Origin of the sequence: Micromonospora sp. DT43, assembly GCF_049841645.1 — a bacterium.
Taxonomy (GTDB): domain Bacteria; phylum Actinomycetota; class Actinomycetes; order Mycobacteriales; family Micromonosporaceae; genus Micromonospora.
Genome location: NZ_JBNCKR010000001.1, coordinates 201,672 through 221,019 on the forward strand (window position 1 = coordinate 201,672; position 19,348 = coordinate 221,019).

19 protein-coding genes and 1 pseudogene are annotated in these 19,348 nt (G+C 73.3%); 12 read left to right on the forward strand and 8 right to left on the reverse strand.

Annotated features, from left to right (window positions below):
- Positions 1-59: 59 nt before the first annotated feature.
- Entirely contained in the window at positions 60-1,004 is a 945-nt protein-coding gene (locus ACLQ26_RS00980) for an RNA polymerase sigma-70 factor (RefSeq protein WP_425742653.1), read from the reverse strand.
- Between the two features lie 109 nt (positions 1,005-1,113).
- Between ACLQ26_RS00980 and ACLQ26_RS00985 the strand changes: the two genes are divergently transcribed.
- A complete protein-coding gene (locus ACLQ26_RS00985; RefSeq protein ID WP_425742654.1) occupies positions 1,114-1,668 on the forward strand; it encodes a Uma2 family endonuclease in 555 nt (184 codons plus the stop codon).
- A 44-nt stretch (positions 1,669-1,712) separates the two neighbouring features.
- A complete protein-coding gene (locus ACLQ26_RS00990; RefSeq protein WP_425742655.1) occupies positions 1,713-2,504 on the forward strand; it encodes a class I SAM-dependent methyltransferase in 792 nt (263 codons plus the stop codon).
- A gap of 9 nt (positions 2,505-2,513) precedes the next feature.
- Here the strand turns inward: ACLQ26_RS00990 and ACLQ26_RS00995 are convergent, their stop codons facing one another.
- The gene (locus ACLQ26_RS00995) at positions 2,514-3,179 is read right to left on the reverse strand and encodes a LuxR C-terminal-related transcriptional regulator (protein WP_425742656.1); all 666 of its coding nucleotides are present in this window, start codon (positions 3,177-3,179) and stop codon (positions 2,514-2,516) included.
- Positions 3,180-3,392: 213 nt separating this feature from the next.
- Between ACLQ26_RS00995 and lysW the strand changes: the two genes are divergently transcribed.
- From lysW to ACLQ26_RS01035, 8 genes and pseudogenes are all read left to right on the forward strand, one after another.
- Positions 3,393-3,578 carry a lysine biosynthesis protein LysW gene (gene lysW, locus ACLQ26_RS01000; RefSeq protein WP_425742657.1) on the forward strand — a complete coding sequence of 62 codons (186 nt, stop codon included), beginning with the start codon at positions 3,393-3,395 and terminating at the stop codon, positions 3,576-3,578.
- Entirely contained in the window at positions 3,571-4,428 is an 858-nt protein-coding gene (locus ACLQ26_RS01005; protein WP_425742658.1) for a RimK family alpha-L-glutamate ligase, read from the forward strand. Before lysW ends, ACLQ26_RS01005 begins: the two co-directional genes overlap by 8 nt.
- The gene (argC, locus tag ACLQ26_RS01010) at positions 4,425-5,471 is read left to right on the forward strand and encodes an N-acetyl-gamma-glutamyl-phosphate reductase (RefSeq protein ID WP_425742659.1); all 1,047 of its coding nucleotides are present in this window, start codon (positions 4,425-4,427) and stop codon (positions 5,469-5,471) included. Before ACLQ26_RS01005 ends, argC begins: the two co-directional genes overlap by 4 nt.
- The gene (locus tag ACLQ26_RS01015) at positions 5,468-6,316 is read left to right on the forward strand and encodes a [LysW]-aminoadipate kinase (protein ID WP_425742660.1); all 849 of its coding nucleotides are present in this window, start codon (positions 5,468-5,470) and stop codon (positions 6,314-6,316) included. Before argC ends, ACLQ26_RS01015 begins: the two co-directional genes overlap by 4 nt.
- Positions 6,309-7,511: a [LysW]-lysine hydrolase gene (locus tag ACLQ26_RS01020; RefSeq protein WP_425742661.1), complete on the forward strand. Its 1,203-nt coding sequence runs from the start codon at positions 6,309-6,311 to the stop codon at positions 7,509-7,511. The genes ACLQ26_RS01015 and ACLQ26_RS01020 overlap by 8 nt, the downstream gene beginning before the upstream one ends.
- Before the next feature lies 1 nt (position 7,512).
- The gene (locus ACLQ26_RS01025; protein WP_425742662.1) at positions 7,513-8,358 is read left to right on the forward strand and encodes a transketolase; all 846 of its coding nucleotides are present in this window, start codon (positions 7,513-7,515) and stop codon (positions 8,356-8,358) included.
- Positions 8,355-9,353 (forward strand): transketolase family protein, encoded by a 999-nt coding sequence (locus ACLQ26_RS01030; RefSeq protein ID WP_425742663.1) that lies wholly within the window; start codon positions 8,355-8,357, stop codon positions 9,351-9,353. The genes ACLQ26_RS01025 and ACLQ26_RS01030 overlap by 4 nt, the downstream gene beginning before the upstream one ends.
- Positions 9,350-10,531 (forward strand): annotated as a pseudogene (locus tag ACLQ26_RS01035) (MFS transporter); the annotation flags it as partial. The gene ACLQ26_RS01030 and the pseudogene ACLQ26_RS01035, both read left to right, overlap by 4 nt.
- A 45-nt stretch (positions 10,532-10,576) precedes the next feature.
- On the opposite strand, the gene ACLQ26_RS01040 reads toward ACLQ26_RS01035, so the two are convergent.
- From ACLQ26_RS01040 to ACLQ26_RS01055, 4 genes are read right to left on the reverse strand one after another with little or no spacing between them, the layout of a single operon-like run.
- On the reverse strand, positions 10,577-11,347 hold the full coding sequence (locus tag ACLQ26_RS01040; RefSeq protein WP_425742664.1) for an SDR family NAD(P)-dependent oxidoreductase: 771 nt from the start codon (positions 11,345-11,347) through the stop codon (positions 10,577-10,579).
- Between the two features lie 13 nt (positions 11,348-11,360).
- Positions 11,361-12,269, reverse strand: coding sequence for a sulfotransferase (locus ACLQ26_RS01045; protein WP_425742665.1), 909 nt, complete (start codon positions 12,267-12,269; stop codon positions 11,361-11,363).
- A 13-nt stretch (positions 12,270-12,282) separates the two neighbouring features.
- Positions 12,283-13,137, reverse strand: a complete 855-nt coding sequence (locus tag ACLQ26_RS01050; RefSeq protein ID WP_425742666.1) for a family 3 encapsulin nanocompartment shell protein — start codon at positions 13,135-13,137, stop codon at positions 12,283-12,285.
- Between the two features lie 48 nt (positions 13,138-13,185).
- Complete coding sequence (locus ACLQ26_RS01055) at positions 13,186-14,073, reverse strand: ATP-grasp domain-containing protein (RefSeq protein WP_425742667.1); 888 nt, start codon at positions 14,071-14,073, stop codon at positions 13,186-13,188.
- A gap of 237 nt (positions 14,074-14,310) precedes the next feature.
- On the opposite strand from ACLQ26_RS01055, the gene ACLQ26_RS01060 reads away from it, so the two are divergent.
- Together ACLQ26_RS01060 and ACLQ26_RS01065 are read left to right on the forward strand one after the other, a co-directional pair.
- Complete coding sequence (locus ACLQ26_RS01060) at positions 14,311-15,960, forward strand: AMP-binding protein (protein WP_425742668.1); 1,650 nt, start codon at positions 14,311-14,313, stop codon at positions 15,958-15,960.
- 4 nt (positions 15,961-15,964) lie between these two features.
- Entirely contained in the window at positions 15,965-17,755 is a 1,791-nt protein-coding gene (locus ACLQ26_RS01065; protein WP_425742669.1) for a BTAD domain-containing putative transcriptional regulator, read from the forward strand.
- 11 nt (positions 17,756-17,766) lie between these two features.
- Here ACLQ26_RS01065 and ACLQ26_RS01070 read toward each other — a convergent pair whose 3' ends face one another.
- Together ACLQ26_RS01070 and ACLQ26_RS01075 are read right to left on the reverse strand one after the other, a co-directional pair.
- Positions 17,767-18,708, reverse strand: coding sequence for a GNAT family N-acetyltransferase (locus tag ACLQ26_RS01070; protein ID WP_425742670.1), 942 nt, complete (start codon positions 18,706-18,708; stop codon positions 17,767-17,769).
- A gap of 10 nt (positions 18,709-18,718) precedes the next feature.
- Positions 18,719-19,288 (reverse strand): dihydrofolate reductase family protein, encoded by a 570-nt coding sequence (locus tag ACLQ26_RS01075; RefSeq protein WP_425742671.1) that lies wholly within the window; start codon positions 19,286-19,288, stop codon positions 18,719-18,721.
- Positions 19,289-19,348: the final 60 nt, after the last annotated feature.

The window sequence follows — 19,348 nt, forward strand, 5'->3', positions numbered from 1 at the left end:
TGTCGCTTCCTGAACCGGACAGCGACGCGATTGCTGACAGGAGTCGGCTATGACCTGGGTCACCAGGCGTGCAGGAGCGGTTCAGAGTGTTCGACGGTGGGCCACTGGCGGGTGGCGCGTTCGAGCTTGTCCGGGTTGACCTGGGTGTGGATGGCCGCGACACCCTCGGGTGTCACCTCCAGGGACATGACGCCGACGACCCGGCCGTCCATGACCACCACCACCGCGGGGCCGCCGTTGACGACCTCCGCGTAGAGCGCGGGGCTGCCGCCCACCAGGTTCCGCTTGACGTCGCTCGGCCGGAACAGGCCACGCAGGAACTTCGCCACCGCCAGTGCGCCGGAGACCGGTGTGGTCCGGGCCGGGATCTTGCCGCCGCCGTCGCCGACGCTCGTCGCGTCGTCGGTCAACAACTGCACCAACCGCTGGATCTCGCCGCTGTTGGCGGCCGTGAGGAACTCCGTCACGATCTTCCGCGCGGCGGCGCCGTCGACCTCGGCGCGGACCCGGTCGGCGCCGACGTGCTGCTTGGCGCGCCGGTAGAGCTGCTGGCAGTTCGCCTCGGTGACACCGAGGATCTCGGCGATCTCACCGTGCGCGTAGCCGAACGCCTCGCGCAGCACGTACACCGCGCGTTCGTTCGGCGACAGCCTCTCCATGAGGGTGAGCACCGCCATCGAGACCGATTCGCGCTGCTCGACGGAGTCGACGGGGCCGAGCATCCGGTCCCCGGCGAGGACCGGCTCGGGCAGCCAGGTGCCCACGTAGGTCTCGCGCCGGGCACGTGCAGAGGTGAGCTGGTTGAGGCAAAGGTTGGTGAGCACCCGGGTCAGCCACGCCTCGGGCGTCTCGACGTGTTCCCGGTCGGCGGCCTGCCAGCGCAGGAACGTGTCCTGGACCGCGTCCTCGGCGTCGCTGGCCGAGCCGAGCAGCCGGTAGGCGATCGCCTCCAGGCGGGCCCGGGAGCGCTCGAACACCTCGACCTCGTCCGGACGCAGCGGCATGGCTCGACAGTAGCCACCTCCGTCGCGCGGCGATGCCGGGGTTTCCTTCCCCGAGCGTCAGGAGGTGACCTACCCGAGCTGCCAGCGCTTGTCGCCTAGGATGAGGCGTATGAGCGCTGAGGCTGTTGGCATGCACATGCCCGCCGTCGTGACGCTCGACGACGTGGCGGCGATGAATGCCGCCGATCCGAACGGCCACCGCTACGAGACCAGCCCCGAGGGGGTCCTGTCGGTCATGCCGCCGCCCGATTCGGAACATGCCATGATCGCCAGTCGGCTCTTCGCCTGGCTGATCATGGCTGGTTGGCCCGCCGAGCAGGTGCTCCAGGTCGCTGGTGTGCGGATTCCCGGGCCGGATGGTGACGGCGGCCGGATTCCCGATCTCAGTGTGTGGCGCAAGCCGCCGAGCCGCAGCGTCTGGGCCGCGGTGACGGAGATCGTGCTCGTGGTGGAGATCGTCTCGCCCGGCTCGGAGGCGATGGACTCGGTCACCAAGGTCCGCGAGTACGCGTTGGCGGGCATCCCGCAGTACTGGGTGGTGGACCGCGACGGCGCGCAGACGGTCACCCTGCACCGGCTGGGTGGCGACGGGTCGTACGAGGAGTGCGCGCGGATGCCGCTGGCGTGGCTGCTCCAGACGGCTCCCGGGGACCATCTCGACTGAGCGTCTGCGCCGTGGGGCGGCCCCGCCCGTCGTATGGTGCCGGAATGGCGCACCCGGTGTGGGCGGACGGTGACGCGTACGAGGCGTACGTGGGTCGGTGGAGCCGCCTGGTCGCGGCCGACTTCGTGCGCGGGCTCGCCGTGCCACCCGGCCGGCACTGGCTGGATGTGGGCTGCGGCACCGGTGCGTTGACCTCGACCGTCCTCGTCGAGGCGGATCCCGCCCGGATCACCGGCATCGACCCCTCGGCGGGCTTCGTCGCCCAGGCGCGTGCCCGCGTCGAGGACGCCCGCGCGAGCTTCCACGTCGGTGACGCCCGCGCGCTGCCGATACCCGACCGCGCCGTCGACGTGGTGGTCAGCGGGCTGACGCTCAACTTCGTGCCCGAGCCGGCGCGGGCGGTGGCCGAGTTCGCCCGGGTCGTCCGGCCGGCGGGGGAGGTGGCCGCGTACGTGTGGGACTACGCGGAGGGCATGGCGATGATGCGGCACTTCTGGGCCGCCACCACGCAGCTCGACCCGGCCTCGGCGGCGCGGGACGAGGCGAATCGTGGCACGGTGGCCGGGCCCGACGCCCTGCGGGCGCTCTGGGTGGACGCCGGCCTGACGGAGGTGTCGGTCCGGCCGGTGGACGTGCCCACGATCTTCGCCGACTTCGCCGACTACTGGCGACCGTTCCTCGGCGGGCAGGGCAGCGCACCGTCGTACGTCACCTCCCTGGGCGAACCGGAGCGGGAGGCGTTGCGGGACCTGCTGGCCACCCGGCTGCCGATCGAGCCGGACGGCTCGATCCGGCTCACCGCGCGGGCCTGGGCCGTGCGGGGCACGGCAGCCTGACGGCAGGGGTCAGGCCGGCTGCATGAGGCCGGCGCGATAGGCGAAGGACACCAACTGGGCCCGGTCCTTGACGTTGAGTTTGCACCGTAGCCGGTAGACGTGGGTGCGGACGGTGGTCAGGCCGATGGACAACTCGGTGGCGACCTCCTCGGTGGACTTTCCGTCCGCCATCAGCAGCAGCACCTGCCGTTCCCGTGGGGTCAGGGTGGACACGGCCGGCTGGAAGACCTCCTCCGGGTACGGCTGTCGACGCCGGAACCAGTCGACCAGCCGGTCGGCGATCCGGGGGGCCAGAGTGGTCTGGCCGGCGGCGGCGGCGCGCACCGCGGCGGCGACCTCCTCCCAGGTCGCGTCGGGCATCAGGATCCCGTTGACGCCCGCCTGGAACACGCTGCTGACCAGGTCGTCGCTGTCGTCGGTGGCGAACACCACGAAACGGGGTCGGGGAGTCAATTTCTCGGCGTTGATTTTGTGAATGAGATTGACGGCAGAAATGCCGCGCAATTTCAGGCCGGTGACGATGACGTCGACACGGTGCGTGCGGGCCAGCATTATCGCGTGGTTGCCGCTGTCCGACGTGTCCACCACGGAGACATCGGGCTCGCTGCCCAGCAGCGTACGGAGGCCATCTCGGACAATCGGCAATTCGTCGCAGACAAGAACCCGGATTGACATTCCCCCGCCTTACGTACTGCCGCCGGTGAATTCAACACATCGATGATCGCGATGTTACTCGGTCGAACGCGGCTGCGACAGTCGTGTCACGCGGACGGCCCGGGGTCATCGTGGCGTTGACTCGGTGTCGACGGCGCGCGGACGCGGTACCGGGGGTGGGATTCCTATGGTCGGAGCGGTCCCCGGCCCCCACGAAGGAACGGAAGCCCTCCCGTGACTGTCCAGGAACAGACCAGCGCCCGCTGCCCCGAGTGCGCCGCCGACGTGAGCTTCGCCGAGGCGCCCCGGCTCAGCGAACTGGTCGAGTGCGGCGAGTGCCAGATCGAGCTGGAGGTCGTCACGGTGCAGCCGGTGACGCTCGCGCCGGCCCCCGAGGTCGAAGAGGACTGGGGTGAGTGAACCGGCCTCGGTGGCGGTGCTCACGTCCCGGCTGCGGGTCGACGACAAGCGGATCCTGGAGGCGTTGGAACGCCGCAACGTCGCGGTGGCCCACGTCGACACCCGGACCGCGTGGTGGCCGCTGGACGGTGCCGCACCCGAGTGGCGGCTCGTGCTCAACCGGGAGATCGGCCAGATCCGCGCCGGCTACGCCGCCCGCGCCCTGGAACGGCTGGGCGTGATCGGCGTCAACTCCGCGGCCGCCATCGAGACCTGCGCCGACAAGTGGCACACCTCCCTCGCGCTGCGCGCTGCCGGCCTGCCCACCCCGCGTACCGCACTGGCCGCCACCCCGGAGGCCGCGCTGTCCGCGCTGGCCGCGATCGGCTACCCGGCCGTCGTCAAACCACTTGTCGGGTCGTGGGGGCGGCTGGTCACGACCGTGCCGGACCCGGACCTGGCGCGCACCGTGCTGGAGTACGTGGCCGCGCTGCCCGGCCCGCAGGCGCACATCGTGTACGTGCAGGAGTACGTCCGCAAACCCGGCCGCGACATCCGGGTGGTGGTCGTCGGCGGCGCGGTGCTCGGCGCGGTGTACCGGTACAGCGCGGACTGGCGTACCAACGTTGCCCGGGGCGCCCGCACCGAGCGGTGCCCGCTCACCGACCGGATCGTCGAGCTGGCCACCACGGCCGCCGCCGCGGTGGGCGCGGACCTCGCGGGCGTCGACCTGGTGGAGGACGACACCGGCCGGCTGCACGTCCTGGAGGTCAACTCCGGGGTCGAGTTCACAGGCTTCGAGCAGGCGTACGACGGAACCGTCGACGTCGCCGCCCGGATCGTCGACCACGTCCTGGCGAGGCTGGCGTGACCGGCCGGACCGGGCCGGTCCGCGCGGCGATCGTCGGCGGCGCGGGCTACATCGGCGGCGAGCTGGTCCGCCTGCTGCTCGGGCACCCGAGGATGGAGCTGGCAACTGTCACGTCGCGCCGGCTCGCCGGACGGCGGGTCAGCACCACCCACCCCAACCTGCGCGGCCTCACCGACCTGACGTTCACCGCCCCGGAGGATCTGGGCCGGCACGACGTCCTGCTGCTGGCCACCGAGCACGGGCTGGCGATGGGCGCGATGCGCGGCCTGCTCGACCTGGCCGACACGGTTGTCGACCTGTCGGCGGACTTCCGGCTGCGCGATCCGGCCGTCTTCGCGGCGTACTACGGTGGCCCACACGCCGCGCCCGACCTGCTCGCCGAGTTCGTCACCGGTCTGCCCGAACTGCACCGCAAGCACCTGCGCGACGCCGACCGGATCAGTGTGCCCGGTTGCATGGCCACCGCCGCGATCCTCGCCCTGCACCCGCTCGTCGACGCGGGCCTGCTGGGCGCGGGGGAGGTGACGGTCGACGGGCGGACCGGCTCCAGCGGCTCCGGCAGCACCCCGTCGGCGGCGAACGTGCACGCCGAGCGCAGCGGCGCGCTGCGGGTCTTCGCCCCGACCGCCCACCGGCACCAGGCGGAGATCACCCAGGCGGTGGGCGTACCGGCGCGGATGACAGCGACAGGCGTGGAGGCGGTCCGGGGCGTGCAGGTGCTGTGCCGGGTGCCGCTTGCCGACGGCGTCGACGAGGTCGCCACCCGGGCCGTCTACCGCCGCTACTACCGCGACGAGCCGTTCGTACGGGTGGTCGCGGCGCGACGCGGCACGTACCGGCTGCCGGAGCCGAAGATCCTGGCCGGCTCCAACTTCTGCGACGTCGGGTTCGCCGTCGACCCGGACGGCGGCTGGGCGCTTCTCGTCGCGGCACTGGACAACCTCGTCAAGGGCGGCGCCGGCAACGCGGTGCAGTGCCTCAACGTCCGCTACGGCTGGCCCGAGCGGCTGGGGCTGGAGTTCCCCGGCCTGCACCCGGCGTGAACGCCCCACCGGCCCCGCCGGGCGAGCTGACAGTGGTGAAGTGCGGCGGCACTGCCGGGGTGGACGCGGTGGCGGTCTGCGCCGACGTCGCCGAGCTGGTGCACGCCGGCCAGCGGGTGGTGCTGGTGCACGGCGGTTCCGCAGACATCGGCGCGCTCGGGGACCGGCTGGGCGTGCCGCACCGGCGGATGGTCAACGACGACGGGGTGGACACCCGCTACACCGACCCGGCCACCCTCGAGGTCGTCGTGCTCGCCCTCGCCGGCGCGGTCAAGCCCCGGCTGGTCGCCGCGCTGGCCCGAGCCGGGGTCGACGCGGTCGGGCTGACCGGGCTGGACGCCGGCCTGCTGCGGGCCCGGCGCACGCCCGTACACCGGGCGGCCGTCGACGGCCGCCGGATGGTGCTGCGCGACAACCATGGCGGGCGACTTGTCGGCGTACGCCCCGACCTGCTCCGGGTGCTGCTGGCGGCCGGCACGGTGCCGGTGGTGTCGCCGCCGGCGCTGGGCGAGGACTGCCGGCCGGTGAACGTGGACGCCGACCGCGCCGCCGCAGCCCTCGCCGCCGCGCTGGGCGCGCGCACCCTGGTCCTGCTCACCGGGGCCCCCGGGGTGCTGACCGACCCCAGCAACGAACTGTCGGTGCTGGCCCGCTGCGCGGTGCCGACGACAGGCGTGCCGCCCGGCGTGGGCGGCGGGATGGCGCTGAAGCTGATCGCCTCCCGCGAGGCGCTGCTCGGCGGGGTGGGCCGGGTGCTGGTCGCCGACGGCCGACGCGGCGACCCCGTCCGGTCGGCGCTGGCCGGCGCCGCCACCGAGATCACCATGAGGAGCGCGAATGCCTGAGGACGCCACCGAAGCCGATCCGCCGCCACTGAGGCCGGAACGCGGCTCACCGCGCCTGCGGCCCGAACGCGGCTCGCCGCAGGTGCGGCCGGGAGTCGTCACGGACACCTTCGCGGCCGGACTGCTGCGCCGCATGGTCGAGACGCCGTCGCCGTCGTACCACGAGGCGGCGCTGGCCCGGTCGCTTGTGGACGCGATGGGGCAGCTGGGCTTCGACGCGTACGTCGATCCGGTCGGAAACGTCGTCGGCGAGATCGGCCGCGGCGACGGGCCGGTGGTGCTGCTGATCGGCCACCTGGACACGGTGCCGGGCGGTCCGGCGGTCCGCGCCGAGGACGGCCGGCTCTACGGTCGGGGCGCGGTGGACGCCAAGGGACCGCTCGCGGCAATGGTGTGCGCCGCCGCGTCGGCGGACATTGGCGGACGGATCGTGGTGGTCGGCGCGGTCGAGGAGGAGATCGCGTCGCGCGGGTCGCGGGAGATCCGACGGCGGCTGCCCCGGCCGGACGCGGTGGTGGTGGGCGAACCGAGCGGCTGGTCGACGATCACGCTCGGGTACAAGGGCAAACTCGACCTGTCCTACCGGGTGTCGGTGCCGGCCACCCATCCCAGCAACCCGGTGGCGAAGGCGTCCGAGTTGGCGGTGCGTTGCTGGACGACGCTGCTGGAGCTGCTCGGCCCGGAAAGCGGCAACGGCTCCTTCGACAGGCCCGGCGCGACCCTCCTCTCGCTGCGCGCCGACCAGGTGCGGGCCGAGGCCGAGCTGAGCGTGCGCACACCGCCCGGGTACGACGTGGACGGGTTGCTGCGGGAGCTGGCGCAGCGTACGCCCGATGGTGATCTGACAGTTGTCAACCGCGTCGCCGCCTGCCGCGCCGATCACCGCAACCCGGTGGTCCGGGCGCTCTCGGCGGGCATCCGCGCGCAGCGGGCCCGACCCGCGCTGAAGGTGAAGACCGGCACCTCGGACATGAACGTGCTCGCCGAGCAGTGGGACGTCCCGATGGCCACGTACGGCCCCGGGGACAGCAGCCTGGACCACTCCGACGACGAGCACATCGTGCTGGCCGACTACCTGCGCGGGATCGCGGTGCTGCGGCACGCGCTGCGCGAGCTGGACGCACGCGTGTCGACCGCGCCACCGTCGCCCGCCCCCCAGGTCAACGGCTTCCGCCTCACCCCGAGCGGGGCCTGACGTGCCGCCCCGGGAACCGCTGGCGATCGCCGAGCCGGCCGCCGTCGACCTGGCGGCGGTCGCGGTACGCGTGCGGGAGCTGATCGTGGCGATGTGCGCCAGCGCCGACGGCGGGCACCTGGGCGGCTCGATGTCGCTCGTGGAGATCCTGGTGACCCTGTACCACGAGGTGTTGCGGGTCGACCCGACGCGACCGCAGGCGCCCGACCGCGACGTGCTGCTGCTCAGCAAGGGCCACGGGGCGATCGCCCTGTACGCGGTGCTCGCCACCCGGGGCTACTTCCCGGTGGAGTGGCTCGACGGGTACGCGGCACCGGGCGGGCCGTTCCTGGCCCACCCGAACCGTGCGGTCCCCGGCGTGGAGATGCCCACCGGCTCGCTCGGGCACGGGTTGGCGCTCGGCGTCGGGCACGCGCTCGCCGCCCGGCTCGACGGCAGCGACAGGCGCTGCGTCGTCGTACTCGGCGACGGGGAGTTGCAGGAGGGCTCGGTCTGGGAGGCGGCGATGGCCGCCGGCAGCCTCGGGCTCGACCGGCTGACCGCGGTGATCGACCGCAACGGCCTGCAACTCGGCGACGGCACCGAGGACGTGATCACGCTGGAACCGCTGGCCGACAGGTGGCGGGCGTTCGGCTGGACGGTCCGCGAGGTGGACGGGCACGACCGGGGCGCGCTGCGTGCGGCGTTGACGGAGCCGGGCGCGGGCCGACCGGTGGCCGTCATCGCCCGGACCGTCAAGGGTCGGGGGCTGCCCTACGTGGAGGGTCAGGTGCGCAGCCACTTCGCCCGGCTCGGCGAGACCCAACGAGGGCGGGCGCTGCGGGCCGTACGCCGGGGGATCCGATGAGCACGGCGGGCCCGGCAGCCACGGCGGTCCCGACGGGTGCGCCGCGCGCCGGGCGGGACGTCTACCGGGACCTGCTCGTCGAGCTGATGGCCGCGGACACCCGACTGGTCTGCCTGGACAGCGACACCGGCCTGTTCGGCGGCGTCGACTTCGGGCCGGCCGGCGACCGCTACGTCAACCTCGGCATCGCCGAGCAGAACCTGATGGGCGTCGCCGCCGGACTGGCCCGCAGCGGACGGATCCCGATGGTCAACACCATGGCCACCTTCGCCAGCACCCGCGCGCTGGAGGCGGTGAAGGTGGACATCGCCTTCAACAATCTGCCGGTACGGATCGTGGCCACCCACGGCGGGCTGGCCGCCGGCCACCTCGGGCCCACCCACCACGCCCTCGAAGACCTGGCGATCATGCGTACGCTGCCGAACATGACAGTGGTGGCGCCGGCCGACGCCGACGCCTGTGCCCGGTTGTTCCGGCAGTCGCTGGAGCTACCCGGCCCGGTCTACCTGCGGCTCGGTCGCGCCGCGACGCCGGATCTGGCGGCCACCCTCGCCACGGCCGGCGTCCCGGACGCGCCGGCGGTCCGGCTGGGTCGGGTGCAGCCGCTGCGCTCCGGCGGCGACGTGGTGCTGGCCGCCTGCGGGCCGTACCCGGTGCTCGCCGCGCTGGACGCCGCCGAGGAGCTGGCCCGCCGGGGGATAGGTGCCACGGTGCTCAACGTGCACACCGTCCGCCCGCTCGACGTGGAGACGCTCGACGCGGCGGTCCGGGCGACAGGCCGCCCGGTGGTGGTGACAGTGGAGGAGCACTGGCCCAGCGGCGGGCTGGGCTCCGCCGTCGCGGAGGCGCTCGCCGAACGCCGGCCCACCCGCGTGCTGCGGGTGGCGGTGCCGGACGGGTTCGTTGATGTGGCGGGCGACCAGCGGTACCTGCTGGAACGGGCCGGGGTGACCGCCGGCGCGGTGGTGGACCGGGCGGTGGCGGCGCTGCGATGAGCCGCGCGGGCGAACGCCGGAGCCTGGTGGCGCTGCTGAGCGCGCACTACCTGTCGTCCTTCGGCAACGCGATCACAGTGGTCACCGTGCCGCTGTACGTGCTGGCGCGCACCGACAGCGCGGCGGCGACCGGCCTCGCCGGCTTCGCCGGGACCCTCCCGTTGATCTTCGCGGGCGCGGTCGGCGGGGTGTGGATCGACAGGCTCGGTGGCCGCCGCGTGAGCGTGCTCTCCGACGCGCTCGCCGGCCTGCTCACCTGCCTGGTCCCGGTGCTGGACGCCACCGTCGGGCTGCCGATGCCCGCCCTGCTGGCGCTGCTGTTCGCCCGCAGCCTCGTCGCCACGCCGGCCAACGCGGCCCGGGTGAGCCTGATCCGACCGGTCGCCGCGGCGGCCGGCGTACGACTGGAGACCGCCAACTCGTGGTACCAGGCGGCGCCCCGGCTCGGCCTGGTGGTCGGCGCGCCACTGGCCGCGCTGCTGGTCGCCGCCCTCGGCGCGGCAGTCGGCCTGTACGTCGACGCGGCCGGCCTGCTGCTCGCCGCGCTGCTGGTCACCGTCGGGGTGCCCGCCCTGGCCGCCGCGCCGACGACCGGCCGCGCCGGCTTCGCGCGGCAACTTCTCGAGGGCGCGACGCTGGTACGACGGATGCCGGTGATCGCCGCGATGACCGCATTCGTGTTCGTCACCAACCTGCTGGACGCGGCGTTCACCCCCGTGCTGCTACCCGTCTACGCGCACGACGTGCTGCACGACGGTCGGTACCTGGGCTGGCTGATCGCCGCGTCCGGCTGCGGAGCGGTGCTCGGCACCTTCCTGTACGCCCCGGCCAGCCGCCGCCTGCTGGCCAGCCGGCGGCGCACCATGCTGGGCTGCTTCGTGGTCATCGGCGTGCTGCGGCTGTCCATCGCGGCCACCCCGCCACCGGCCGTGCTGATCGGCATCTGCCTGCTGCTCGGCCTGGCCGCCGGACCGCTCAACCCGCTGCTCACCACGGTCACCCTCGAACACGTGCCGGAGGAGGCCAGGGGTCGGGTCTTCGGGCTGGGCAGCGCTGTCGCGCTCAGCGGCGCCCCGCTGTCGGTGCTGCTGGCCGGCTGGTCCGTCGGGGCCGTCGGGCTCGTCCCCACGCTTGCCGCCTTCGGTGGCGCGTACCTGCTGCTCGTCGCCGTGGCGCTGCGTGGCCGGTCGTTGCACGCCATGGACGCGTACGCCCCGGGCGGCTCAGCCGAGGCCGCGGGTTCGTCCACCGTCGACAAGCAGGCAGGTACCGGTGATGAACGAGGCGGCCTCGCTGGCCAGGAAGGCGGCCACCGCGCCGAAGTCCCCGGCACGACCCACCCGGCCCAGCGGGATGCCCGCGCCGATCTCCGCGAGCCGGGCGTCGGCCGCTGAGCCGTAGTCGGCGCGTACGCCCTCGGTGTCGTGGTAGCCGGGGGCCAGCACGTTGACAGTGATGTCGCCCGGCCCGAGCGCCTGCACGAGGGCGCGGGTGAAGCCCAGCAGGCCCGGCCGGGCGGCGGCGGAGAGCCCGTACTCAGGAATCGGCTGGCGGACCGTCTCCGAGGCGACGATGAGGACCCGGCCCCAGCCGGCCGCGCGCAGGTGCGGCAGGGCCGCCAGGGTCAGGCCGACGTGCGGCAGGAAGGCGGCGTCCAGCGCCTGCCGGTACGCGTCCAGCCCGAAGCTGTCGACCGGGCCCCCGGGCACCTCGCCGCCGTTGGCGACCACGATGTGCAGCGCGCCGAAGTGCGCCACGGTGTCGGCGACCCAGCCGGCCACCCCCTGCTCGTCGGTGATGTCCACCGGTCGGGCCAGCACGTCCGGGGCGCCCGCCGCGCGCAGCTCCTCGGCGGCCTCGGCGAGCCGTTCCGGGTTGCGTGCCCCCACCGACAGGGCGCAGCCCTCGGCCGCGAGCGCGTGGGCCGTGGCCCGGCCGAGGCCGCTGCTGGCGCCGGCGACAAGCGCCACCCGTCCCGCGATACCGAGATCCATACCAACCACTCCCTCAGGGTCGTAAAGGGTAGCCGTACCGGCGCAGCACCGGGGCGGCGAGTGTGGTGGCGACCACCGCGGCGCGGGCCGGCAACGCGTCGCGCCACGCCAGGTCGGGCCGGATCGTCGTCGGCCCCCGCCGCAGCCGGTCCGGGTTGCCGGTCACCGTGTGGTTGACGCCCAGCACGGCCTTCCCGTCCGGCCCGACGGGCGGCTCGCCGGGCAGATCGGCCCACCGCAGCACCCGAGCCAGCACGTCGCGCGGGGCGGACGCGAAATCCTCGTAGCGCAGCCGCAGGTAGCGTTCCGGGGCCGCCCGCCCGATCCGGTCCGACGCCACGTTTATCGCTGTCCACATCCCGGTGCTGCGGGCCGCGCTCATCCGCGGCAGGTACTGCTTGGGACGGGCGAACGAGTGCGCCACCGCGCGCGGGTCGCGGACCAGGTGCAGCACCCGCAGGTCCAGTCCGGCGTCGCCGAGCAGCACGGCGGCCTCGGCCGGGTACTTCGAGCCGTCGACGATCACCTCGGCGCCGGTCTCCTCGGCCACCGCCCGGTACGTCCCGATCATCCGGCGGGCCACCTCGGTCACCCCGGCCGGCCGTGGCCGACGCCCCGCGACCTCGGCCAGCCGCACGCCGGTGTGCCGGACCCGCACGTGGCGTCGCTGCTCGGCCACGATCCGGCGGGCCGCCCGCGCCGGATCGGACCCGCCGACCCGGTCGACGACACGACTCCACAACGGACAGTCGGTGAGCGCCTCGCCGCAGCCGCAGGACGTGTTGGTGCCGACGCGCAGGACACCGTTGCGCCACAGGTAGTACAGCTCACCGACGTGCACCACCCGAGGCAGCTCACCGAGCAGGTTGCCCAGCACCGTCGAGCCGCTGCGGTTCCAGCCGGTCAGGTAGACCACCTTCATCGCAGGTCCAGCGTCATCGCAGGTCGAGCAGCAGGAAGTGCTGCGGCAGGTGCACGGCCAGGCCCAGCCGCAGACCTGCCGTGATCACGTCGGACCCGTCCGGGCCCGCACCCCGGCACAGGCTCACCTGCGAGGTGCCCGACTCCAGCAGCGTGACCGCCGCCCGGAAGTCACCAAGCAGCACCTGGTCCGGCGCGATCATCCGAGTGCGGCTGACCCGGATACCGACCTCGCCGAGTCGGGCCAGCATCCCGCTGCCCAGCAGGTCCCAGTAGCGGTTGGGGTGGGCCACTATCGCGTCGCAGGACCCGCCCATCTCCTCGACCTCGCCGGCGGCGGTGATCACCTCGGCGGTCAGTTCGCCGGGCGCGGCCCGCCGCCGGGCGCCGGGCAGGCCGATCAGGCCGGGGATCACCGAGTCGGCGCTGCCGTGCAGCAGCACCTCGTTCTCGATGGTGCCCAGCCGCACCAGCACCCGGTAGTCCACGAAGCCGGCCAGCAGCGTCGGGTCCCGCAACAGGTCCGGCGGCACTGCCACCCCGGCGGTCACCTCGGTCAACTTCGTCTGCACCAGCCGGGGCACGAAGGTCGCCTCGGGGCTGGCCTCGTAACTGGTGCCGGCGATCTCCGGGGTGCCCGGGGTCGGCGCCTCGCTGACGTAGGTGACCGGCTCCTCGGTCACCGTCGCGCTCTTGAGCAGGTGCCGCACCGTGTAGCGGGGTCGGTGCTTCGCGAGCGGAAACAGGGTCGGCAGGGACGCGGCGATCGGCACGTCGACGTCGCCGCCGTCGGAGGCGAGCACCGCGCGGGCGAACTGCTCACCGGGGCCGTGCTCGGTCAGGTCGTAGTCGGCCAGGGCATGCTGCATCGACACTCCGTCCGTAGCGGGGGCAGGTAGGGGGACCGGATCGCCGGGTCAGCAGGGGGTGCGGGCCTCCACCCACTCGTACATCGCCTCGAAGGCGAGCCGCTGGGACTCCTTGCCGAGGATGTTGAGGTTGCCGGGGATCGCGTTGCACTCCAGGATCACGTAACCGTCCTCGGTCGGCAGGATGTCCAGCCCGGACAGGGTGATCCCCATCGCCCGGGTGGCCCGGATCGAGATGTCCGCCAGCTCCGGCGGGATGTCCACCCGCTCGAAGCTCGCCCCCAGCAGGGTCCTGGTCTTCCACTGCCCGACGGCCGGATACTTCACCATGTTCATCGGCATCGTGTCGCCGGACACGGTCAGCCGGTACTCGCCGTACTGGGTGGGGTAGTAGGGCTGGCACACCAGGACCCCGTAGCGGGCCAGCAGCGTCTCGATCAGCGGCAGCTCGTCGGCGACGTTGGTGATCCGCTCCACGTCGATGCCGGCGCGCCCGTACGACGGTTTCACCACGACGGTGCCCCACTCCCGGCTCGCCGCCTCGACGTCGGCGGGCGTCCGGCAGGCCCGCGTGGGTGGCACGGGCAGGCCGGCGTCGGCGAGCACCTGCATCATCCGGAACTTGCTGTAGGCGGCCTGCCACACCTCGACCGGGTCGAACATCGTCACCCCGGGGATGTTGCTGGCGAGCATCAGCCGCTCCACCCGGTCACGCCAGTCGCCGTGCAGTTGCGCCCGGGAGATGACGGCGTCGAAGGAGCGCCCCAGCTCGCCGTTGAACATGACCTCCGAGCCACCGCCCGCTGCCGCCGCGACGTCGATCTCCTCGACGGTGAACAGGGAGGTGTCGTGACCGCGCTCGCGGCCCAGCTCGGCGATGACCGGCGAGTCGTCGTCCTCCTCGCCGTGATCCCATGCCAGAACACCGATCCGCATGACACCTCCACGCTTCCGCGCACCCCGACAGGCATCTATGACTCTGGTGAGAGTCGTCCATGTCTGATCATTTGTCAAGGTCACTGAATGGGGTCCGTCTTCGGCGGCGCTAGCTGCGGGTTTGCTGTGCGTAACAACGATTTTCGTGGACGCGACAGCGGTCGTCGGGGGTGGTAGCTTGCCCGGCAGGCACATCTCATGTGGACGTGACGGGGCAGGGCCGGGAGGCGACCGAACATGTGGGATTCATTGACACCTGTCGACAAGCGACAGGCCGAGGAGTACGTCGCGGCGGGCTGGTGGCGGTCGGAGACGTTCCTCGACGACCTCGCCGCGGCGGCGCGCGACCGCCCGGACCACCCGGCGATCATCACGTACGAGGGTGGCGAGCACGCGCGCACGCTGACGTACGCCGAGTTGGCCACCATGGTCGCCCGGTTCGCCGGGGCGCTGCGGTCGCTCGGCGTCGGCCGCGGTGACGTGGTGATGATCTACCTGCCGAACCGGTGGGTGCTCACGCCGCTCTACCTGGCCTGCAACCAGATCGGGGCGGTCAGCTCGCCGGGTTTCCCGATGCTGAGCACCCGGGAGCTGCGGCAGGTCCTGGAGTCGACGGGAGCGAAGGTCTGCATCACCCTGGACACCTTCGCCGGCACCGACTACGCCACCCGGCTCGCCGAGCTGGACGTGCCGACGCTTGAGCACCGGGTGGTGATCGGCGACGCCGCCCGGGTCGGCGCCGTCGACTTCCAGCAGGTGTTCGTCGACACCCCGTGGGAGCAGCGCGCCCCGGACGACGGGGCGGACGCCCTCGGCCCCGACGAGCCGGCCCTGGTGTTGCACACCTCGGGCACCACAGGCCCGATGAAGGGCGTCGTGCACAGCCAGAACACGATGTACGCGTGCGTCCGCGCGTCGGCGGAGCCGCTCGGGCTCGCCCCGGACGAGGTGGTCCTGCTGCCCAGCGTGCTCACCCACATGGCCGGGGTCACGCACGCCGTCTACCTCCCCGTCCACCTGGGCTGCACGGCGGTGGTGATGGACTCCGGCGACGACATGGCGCTGCTGGTGGCGCTTATCGCCCGGCACGGCGGCACGTTCGTGTACGCGGCGCCCGGCTTCGTCATCGGCATGCTCGCCGCCCAGCGTCGCGCGCCGGTGCAGACCCCGACCCTGCGCCAGATCGTCTCCGGCTCGGCGCCGATCGCGCCGCAGCTCATCGCGGACGTAGGGGAGGCGTTCGGGGTGCCGATGCGGGCGCTGTGGGGGATGACCGAGAACGGCGCGGTCACCGTCACCCGGCTGGACGACCCGGACGACTGGGCGGCGCACAGCGACGGCCGGCCGGTGGCGTGGATGCAGGTGCGGATCGACACCGACCCCGGCGAGGACGCGGGCCGGCTGTACGCCCGGGGCGCCTCCCAGTGCCTGGGCTACCTCAACCAGCGCGAGCTGTACGAGTCGCTGCTCGACGACGACGGCTGGTTCGACACCGGGGACCTGGCCCGCGACGACGGGCGCGGCGGTATCCGGATCACCGGCCGGCGGGTGGACCTGATCACCCGGGCGAACAGCCTGCGAGTGTCCACGTTGGACATTGAGGCCGTGTTGCAGCGGCACCCGCACGTGGTGGAGGCCGTCCTGGTCGGCTACCCGGACCCGGCCGTGCCCGGAGCGGACCTGGTCTGCGCCGTGGTGATCCCCGGCGGGGGCGACACCCCGACGCTGGAGGGCCTGCACGACTACCTGGAGGCCGAGGGCGTGGCCCGGGTGCTCTGGCCGGACCGGCTCCAGTTCGTCCGGATCCTGCCCAAGAACGCGCTCGGCAAACCGCTGCGGCATCCGCTGCGTCAGCGCCTGGAGATCGCGGCGTCGGCGCGGAGCTGACCCCGTGCGCTTCCGGATCCTCGGACCCCTCGAGATCTCCGGCGCCGGGCACACGCTGACGGTCACCGCGGCACGCCAGCGGGTGGTCCTCAGCACCCTGCTGCTCGACGCGAACTGCGTGGTGTCCACCGCGCAGCTCGCCGACGCGCTGTGGGACGACGCCCCGCCGACCACCGCCCGCGGTCAGGTGCAGATCTGCGTGTCGGCGCTGCGCAAGACGCTCACCCGGCTCGGCCTGCCGGACCGCATCGTCACCCGCCCACCCGGCTACCTGATCGAGGTGGCCGACGGCGACCTCGACCTGCACTATTTCGACCGGCTGGTCCTGGCCGGGCAGCAGGCCCTCGCCGAGTCGCGGCTCGACGACGCGGCGGAAGCACTGAGCGCTGCCCTCGCCCTGTGGCGGGGGACCGCCCTGGCCGGGGTGGAGAGCCCGGCGCTGCGGGCCGCCGCGACCCGCCTCGACGAGCGCCGGCTCGCCGTCACCGAGGACTGGCTCGACGTCGAGCTGCACCGCGGCCGGCACCAGCACGTCGTCGGTGAGCTGCGCGAGCTGGTCGCCACCCATCCGCTGCGGGAACGGCTGCACGCGCAGCACATGCGGGCCCTCTCCGGCGCGGGACGCCCGGCCGAGGCGCTGGCCGCGTACCGGTCGGCCCGTCGCGTCTTCCTCGACGAGCTGGGGTTGGAGCCGGGTGGTGAGCTGCGCCGCCTGGAGCGCGCCATCCTCACCAACGCGCGGACCGACGAGCCGGCCGACGACGTACAGGTGTCGCCGCCGGTGCCCCGGCTGCTCCCCGCCGACCCGGCCGAGCTCTCCGGGCGGGATCGGCCGCTTGCCATGCTGCGGGAGGCGCTGACCATCGGCGACGGCGCGGTGCCGCTGGTGGCGATCTCCGGCCCGGTGGGCGTGGGCAAGTCGACACTCGCGGTCCGTGCCGCGCACGCGCTCGCGCCGGCGTACCCGGACGGTCAGCTGTACCTGAACCTCCTCGACCCCGACGGCCGGCCGGTGGCGCCGGGAGCGGCCCTGGAGCGGTTCCTTCGCGCGCTCGGCCTGTCCGGCGACGCCGTCCCGGCCGGCCTCGACGAGCGCGCCGAGCTGTACCGGGACCGGATCGCCGGCCGGCGTGTGCTCGTCGTGCTCGACGACGTGACACACGAGCGGCAGGTGCTGCCGTTGCTGCCCGGCGCCACGGGCGCCGGTGTGCTCGTCACCAGCCGGCGGCGGCTCACCGGCCTCACCGGCGCCCGAGGGGTGCACCTCGGCCCACTCGACGTCGCGGACTCGGTGCGGCTGCTCGCCACCGCGCTGGGCCCGCCCCGGCTGGCTGCCGACCCGACCGGGGCGACGGCGCTGGCCCGGCTCTGCGACGGGCTCCCGCTGGCGCTGCGGATCGCTGCCGCCCGGCTCGCCGCTCGGCCACACTGGACTGTCGCGCACCTCGCCGACCGGCTGCGCGACGAGGCCCGTCGCCTCGACGAGCTGACCTTCGGCGGGCTCGACGTGCGGGCCCGGCTCGCCACCAGCTACGCGGCGCTCTCCCCGGCAGCGCGGCTGCTGTTCCGGTCGTTGGGCGCGCTGCCGGAGGCGGACCTGCCGCTCCCGCTCGCCGGCCTGCTACCGGGCGTCCGCGACGAGATCGTCGAGGACGCCCTGGAGGAGCTTGTCGACGCGCAACTCGTCGACGTCGGCGTCGACCCGACCCGGTACCGGTTGTCCGGCCTGATCCGGCTCTACGCGGCGGAGCGGCTCGCCGGCGACGAGCCGACCATCCACGCCGAATCGGCCTGACGACGCCCGTCTCAGGAGACCGGCGCCGAGTAGAGCAGCCGGATCTGCGCGGTCCGGTAACCCGCCCGCGCGAACGCCGCGGCCATCGGCGCGTTCGTCGTGTCGGTGGTGGCCGTGATCAGCTCGGCGCCCTGCTCCGCGTGTATCCGGGTGATCTCGGCGAGCACGTCGTGGATGTGGCCACGCCCCCGCAGCTCGGGCACGACGCCCAGGTAACCGACGTTGCGGTTGTACGGCGTCGCCGAGGGGATCGCCAGCCCGGCGAGCGTCCCGTCGGTCGTGTACGCCAGTCGCCACCACGACCGCTCGCCGGGGCAGTCCAGGTAGAAGTCCATCTCCTCACGGGCGGTCACCTCCGGACCCTTGATCGCCAGGGTGCGGCGGGTCTCCAGGTCCAGGCTGCCCACCGCGATCCGGCGGAAGACGTCGAGGAACTCCTCGTCGGATCCCTCGGAGAAGACGAGCCGGCCGCTCGCGGCGGGCACGCCGATCTCCGGCGTCCACTCCAGCCGCAACCGTTCCACCTCGTCGGTCAGCCCGGCCGCCCGAGCCGCGTCCCGCCGCCAGGCCACCGCCGCCGCGACCGACTCGTCGTCGCGCCAGCCGTTGGGCAGCGTCAGGTTGTACAGCGGAGGCTTCGGCGCACCCTGCTGCGTGAAGGCCCGCAGCCCGGCGCTGAGCAGGCCGGCCGCGACATCCGCCCGGTCGGCGACCGTCGCGTCGACGTGCAGGCAGTCGAGGGCGACGGGATGCGTGCTGGACGCCTGCCCCCACCACAGGGCGCGGCCCACCACCCGCTGGTCGTGCTCGGCGATCCAGGTCCACTCCGGCCGGTACATGCCCTGGCGCAGCTCGTCGAGGTAGCGGTCGGCGTCGATTGTGCTGACCGGGTCGTCGACCGGGAAGCCGGTGACCCGGTCGAGGTCGGCGTCGGTGGTGGCGCGGAACAGCATGGGTCCTCTTTCAGCGCTTGGCATAGGTGGAGATGGTCGCGCCGGTACTGAACGCCCGGGTGTCGCGCAGCGCGAAACCGGTCACGGCGAAGGGCGACCGGAACAGCGGAATGCCGGTGCCGAGGACGACCGGGTAGCGCTTGACTACTAACTCGTCGATCTCGCCGATCAGGTGGCCGGCGAGCGTCGCGCCGCCGCAGAGCCAGATGCCCAACCCGTCCTGGCGCTTGAGGTCCCGGACGAACTCCGCCGGATCGCCGGTCACGATCTCGACAGCCGGGTCGCGCTGTTCGAGCGTCCGGGAGAAGACGTACTGCCGCAGGTGGGCGTACGGGCTGGTGACGCCGAGGGCCAGAGCCGGCTCGTACGTGGCGCGGCCCATCAGGACCGTGTCGAACGTGCCGTTCGGCGCCGAGGCGATCCCCAGCGGCTCGCGCGCGTGGGTCGGCAGGGTCTCCGGATACTCGGCCAGGATGGCAGCCGCCAGGTCCCCCTCGAACGCGAAGAAGTCGAACTCGCCGTCCGGTCCGGCGATGAAACCGTCCACGCTGGTGGCGATGTAGTACGTCAGCTTTCGCACGGCACACTGCCTTCCGAGGTGATGTTGACCGCTGGGACGCTAGTCGACCGGACGCGGCAG

What these genes read in the sequence shown, in the direction of transcription:
- ACLQ26_RS01060 (WP_425742668.1), top strand. Translation starts at nt 14,311, where the DNA reads ATGTGGGATTCATTGACACCTGTCGACAAGCGACAGGCCGAGGAGTAC.
- ACLQ26_RS01055 (WP_425742667.1), bottom strand. Translation starts at nt 14,073, where the DNA reads ATGCGGATCGGTGTTCTGGCATGGGATCACGGCGAGGAGGACGACGAC.
- ACLQ26_RS00980 (WP_425742653.1), bottom strand. Translation starts at nt 1,004, where the DNA reads ATGCCGCTGCGTCCGGACGAGGTCGAGGTGTTCGAGCGCTCCCGGGCC.
- ACLQ26_RS01050 (WP_425742666.1), bottom strand. Translation starts at nt 13,137, where the DNA reads ATGCAGCATGCCCTGGCCGACTACGACCTGACCGAGCACGGCCCCGGT.
- ACLQ26_RS01040 (WP_425742664.1), bottom strand. Translation starts at nt 11,347, where the DNA reads ATGGATCTCGGTATCGCGGGACGGGTGGCGCTTGTCGCCGGCGCCAGC.
- ACLQ26_RS00990 (WP_425742655.1), top strand. Translation starts at nt 1,713, where the DNA reads ATGGCGCACCCGGTGTGGGCGGACGGTGACGCGTACGAGGCGTACGTG.
- ACLQ26_RS01030 (WP_425742663.1), top strand. Translation starts at nt 8,355, where the DNA reads ATGAGCACGGCGGGCCCGGCAGCCACGGCGGTCCCGACGGGTGCGCCG.
- ACLQ26_RS01020 (WP_425742661.1), top strand. Translation starts at nt 6,309, where the DNA reads ATGCCTGAGGACGCCACCGAAGCCGATCCGCCGCCACTGAGGCCGGAA.
- ACLQ26_RS00985 (WP_425742654.1), top strand. Translation starts at nt 1,114, where the DNA reads ATGAGCGCTGAGGCTGTTGGCATGCACATGCCCGCCGTCGTGACGCTC.
- ACLQ26_RS01070 (WP_425742670.1), bottom strand. Translation starts at nt 18,708, where the DNA reads ATGCTGTTCCGCGCCACCACCGACGCCGACCTCGACCGGGTCACCGGC.
- ACLQ26_RS00995 (WP_425742656.1), bottom strand. Translation starts at nt 3,179, where the DNA reads ATGTCAATCCGGGTTCTTGTCTGCGACGAATTGCCGATTGTCCGAGAT.
- ACLQ26_RS01045 (WP_425742665.1), bottom strand. Translation starts at nt 12,269, where the DNA reads ATGAAGGTGGTCTACCTGACCGGCTGGAACCGCAGCGGCTCGACGGTG.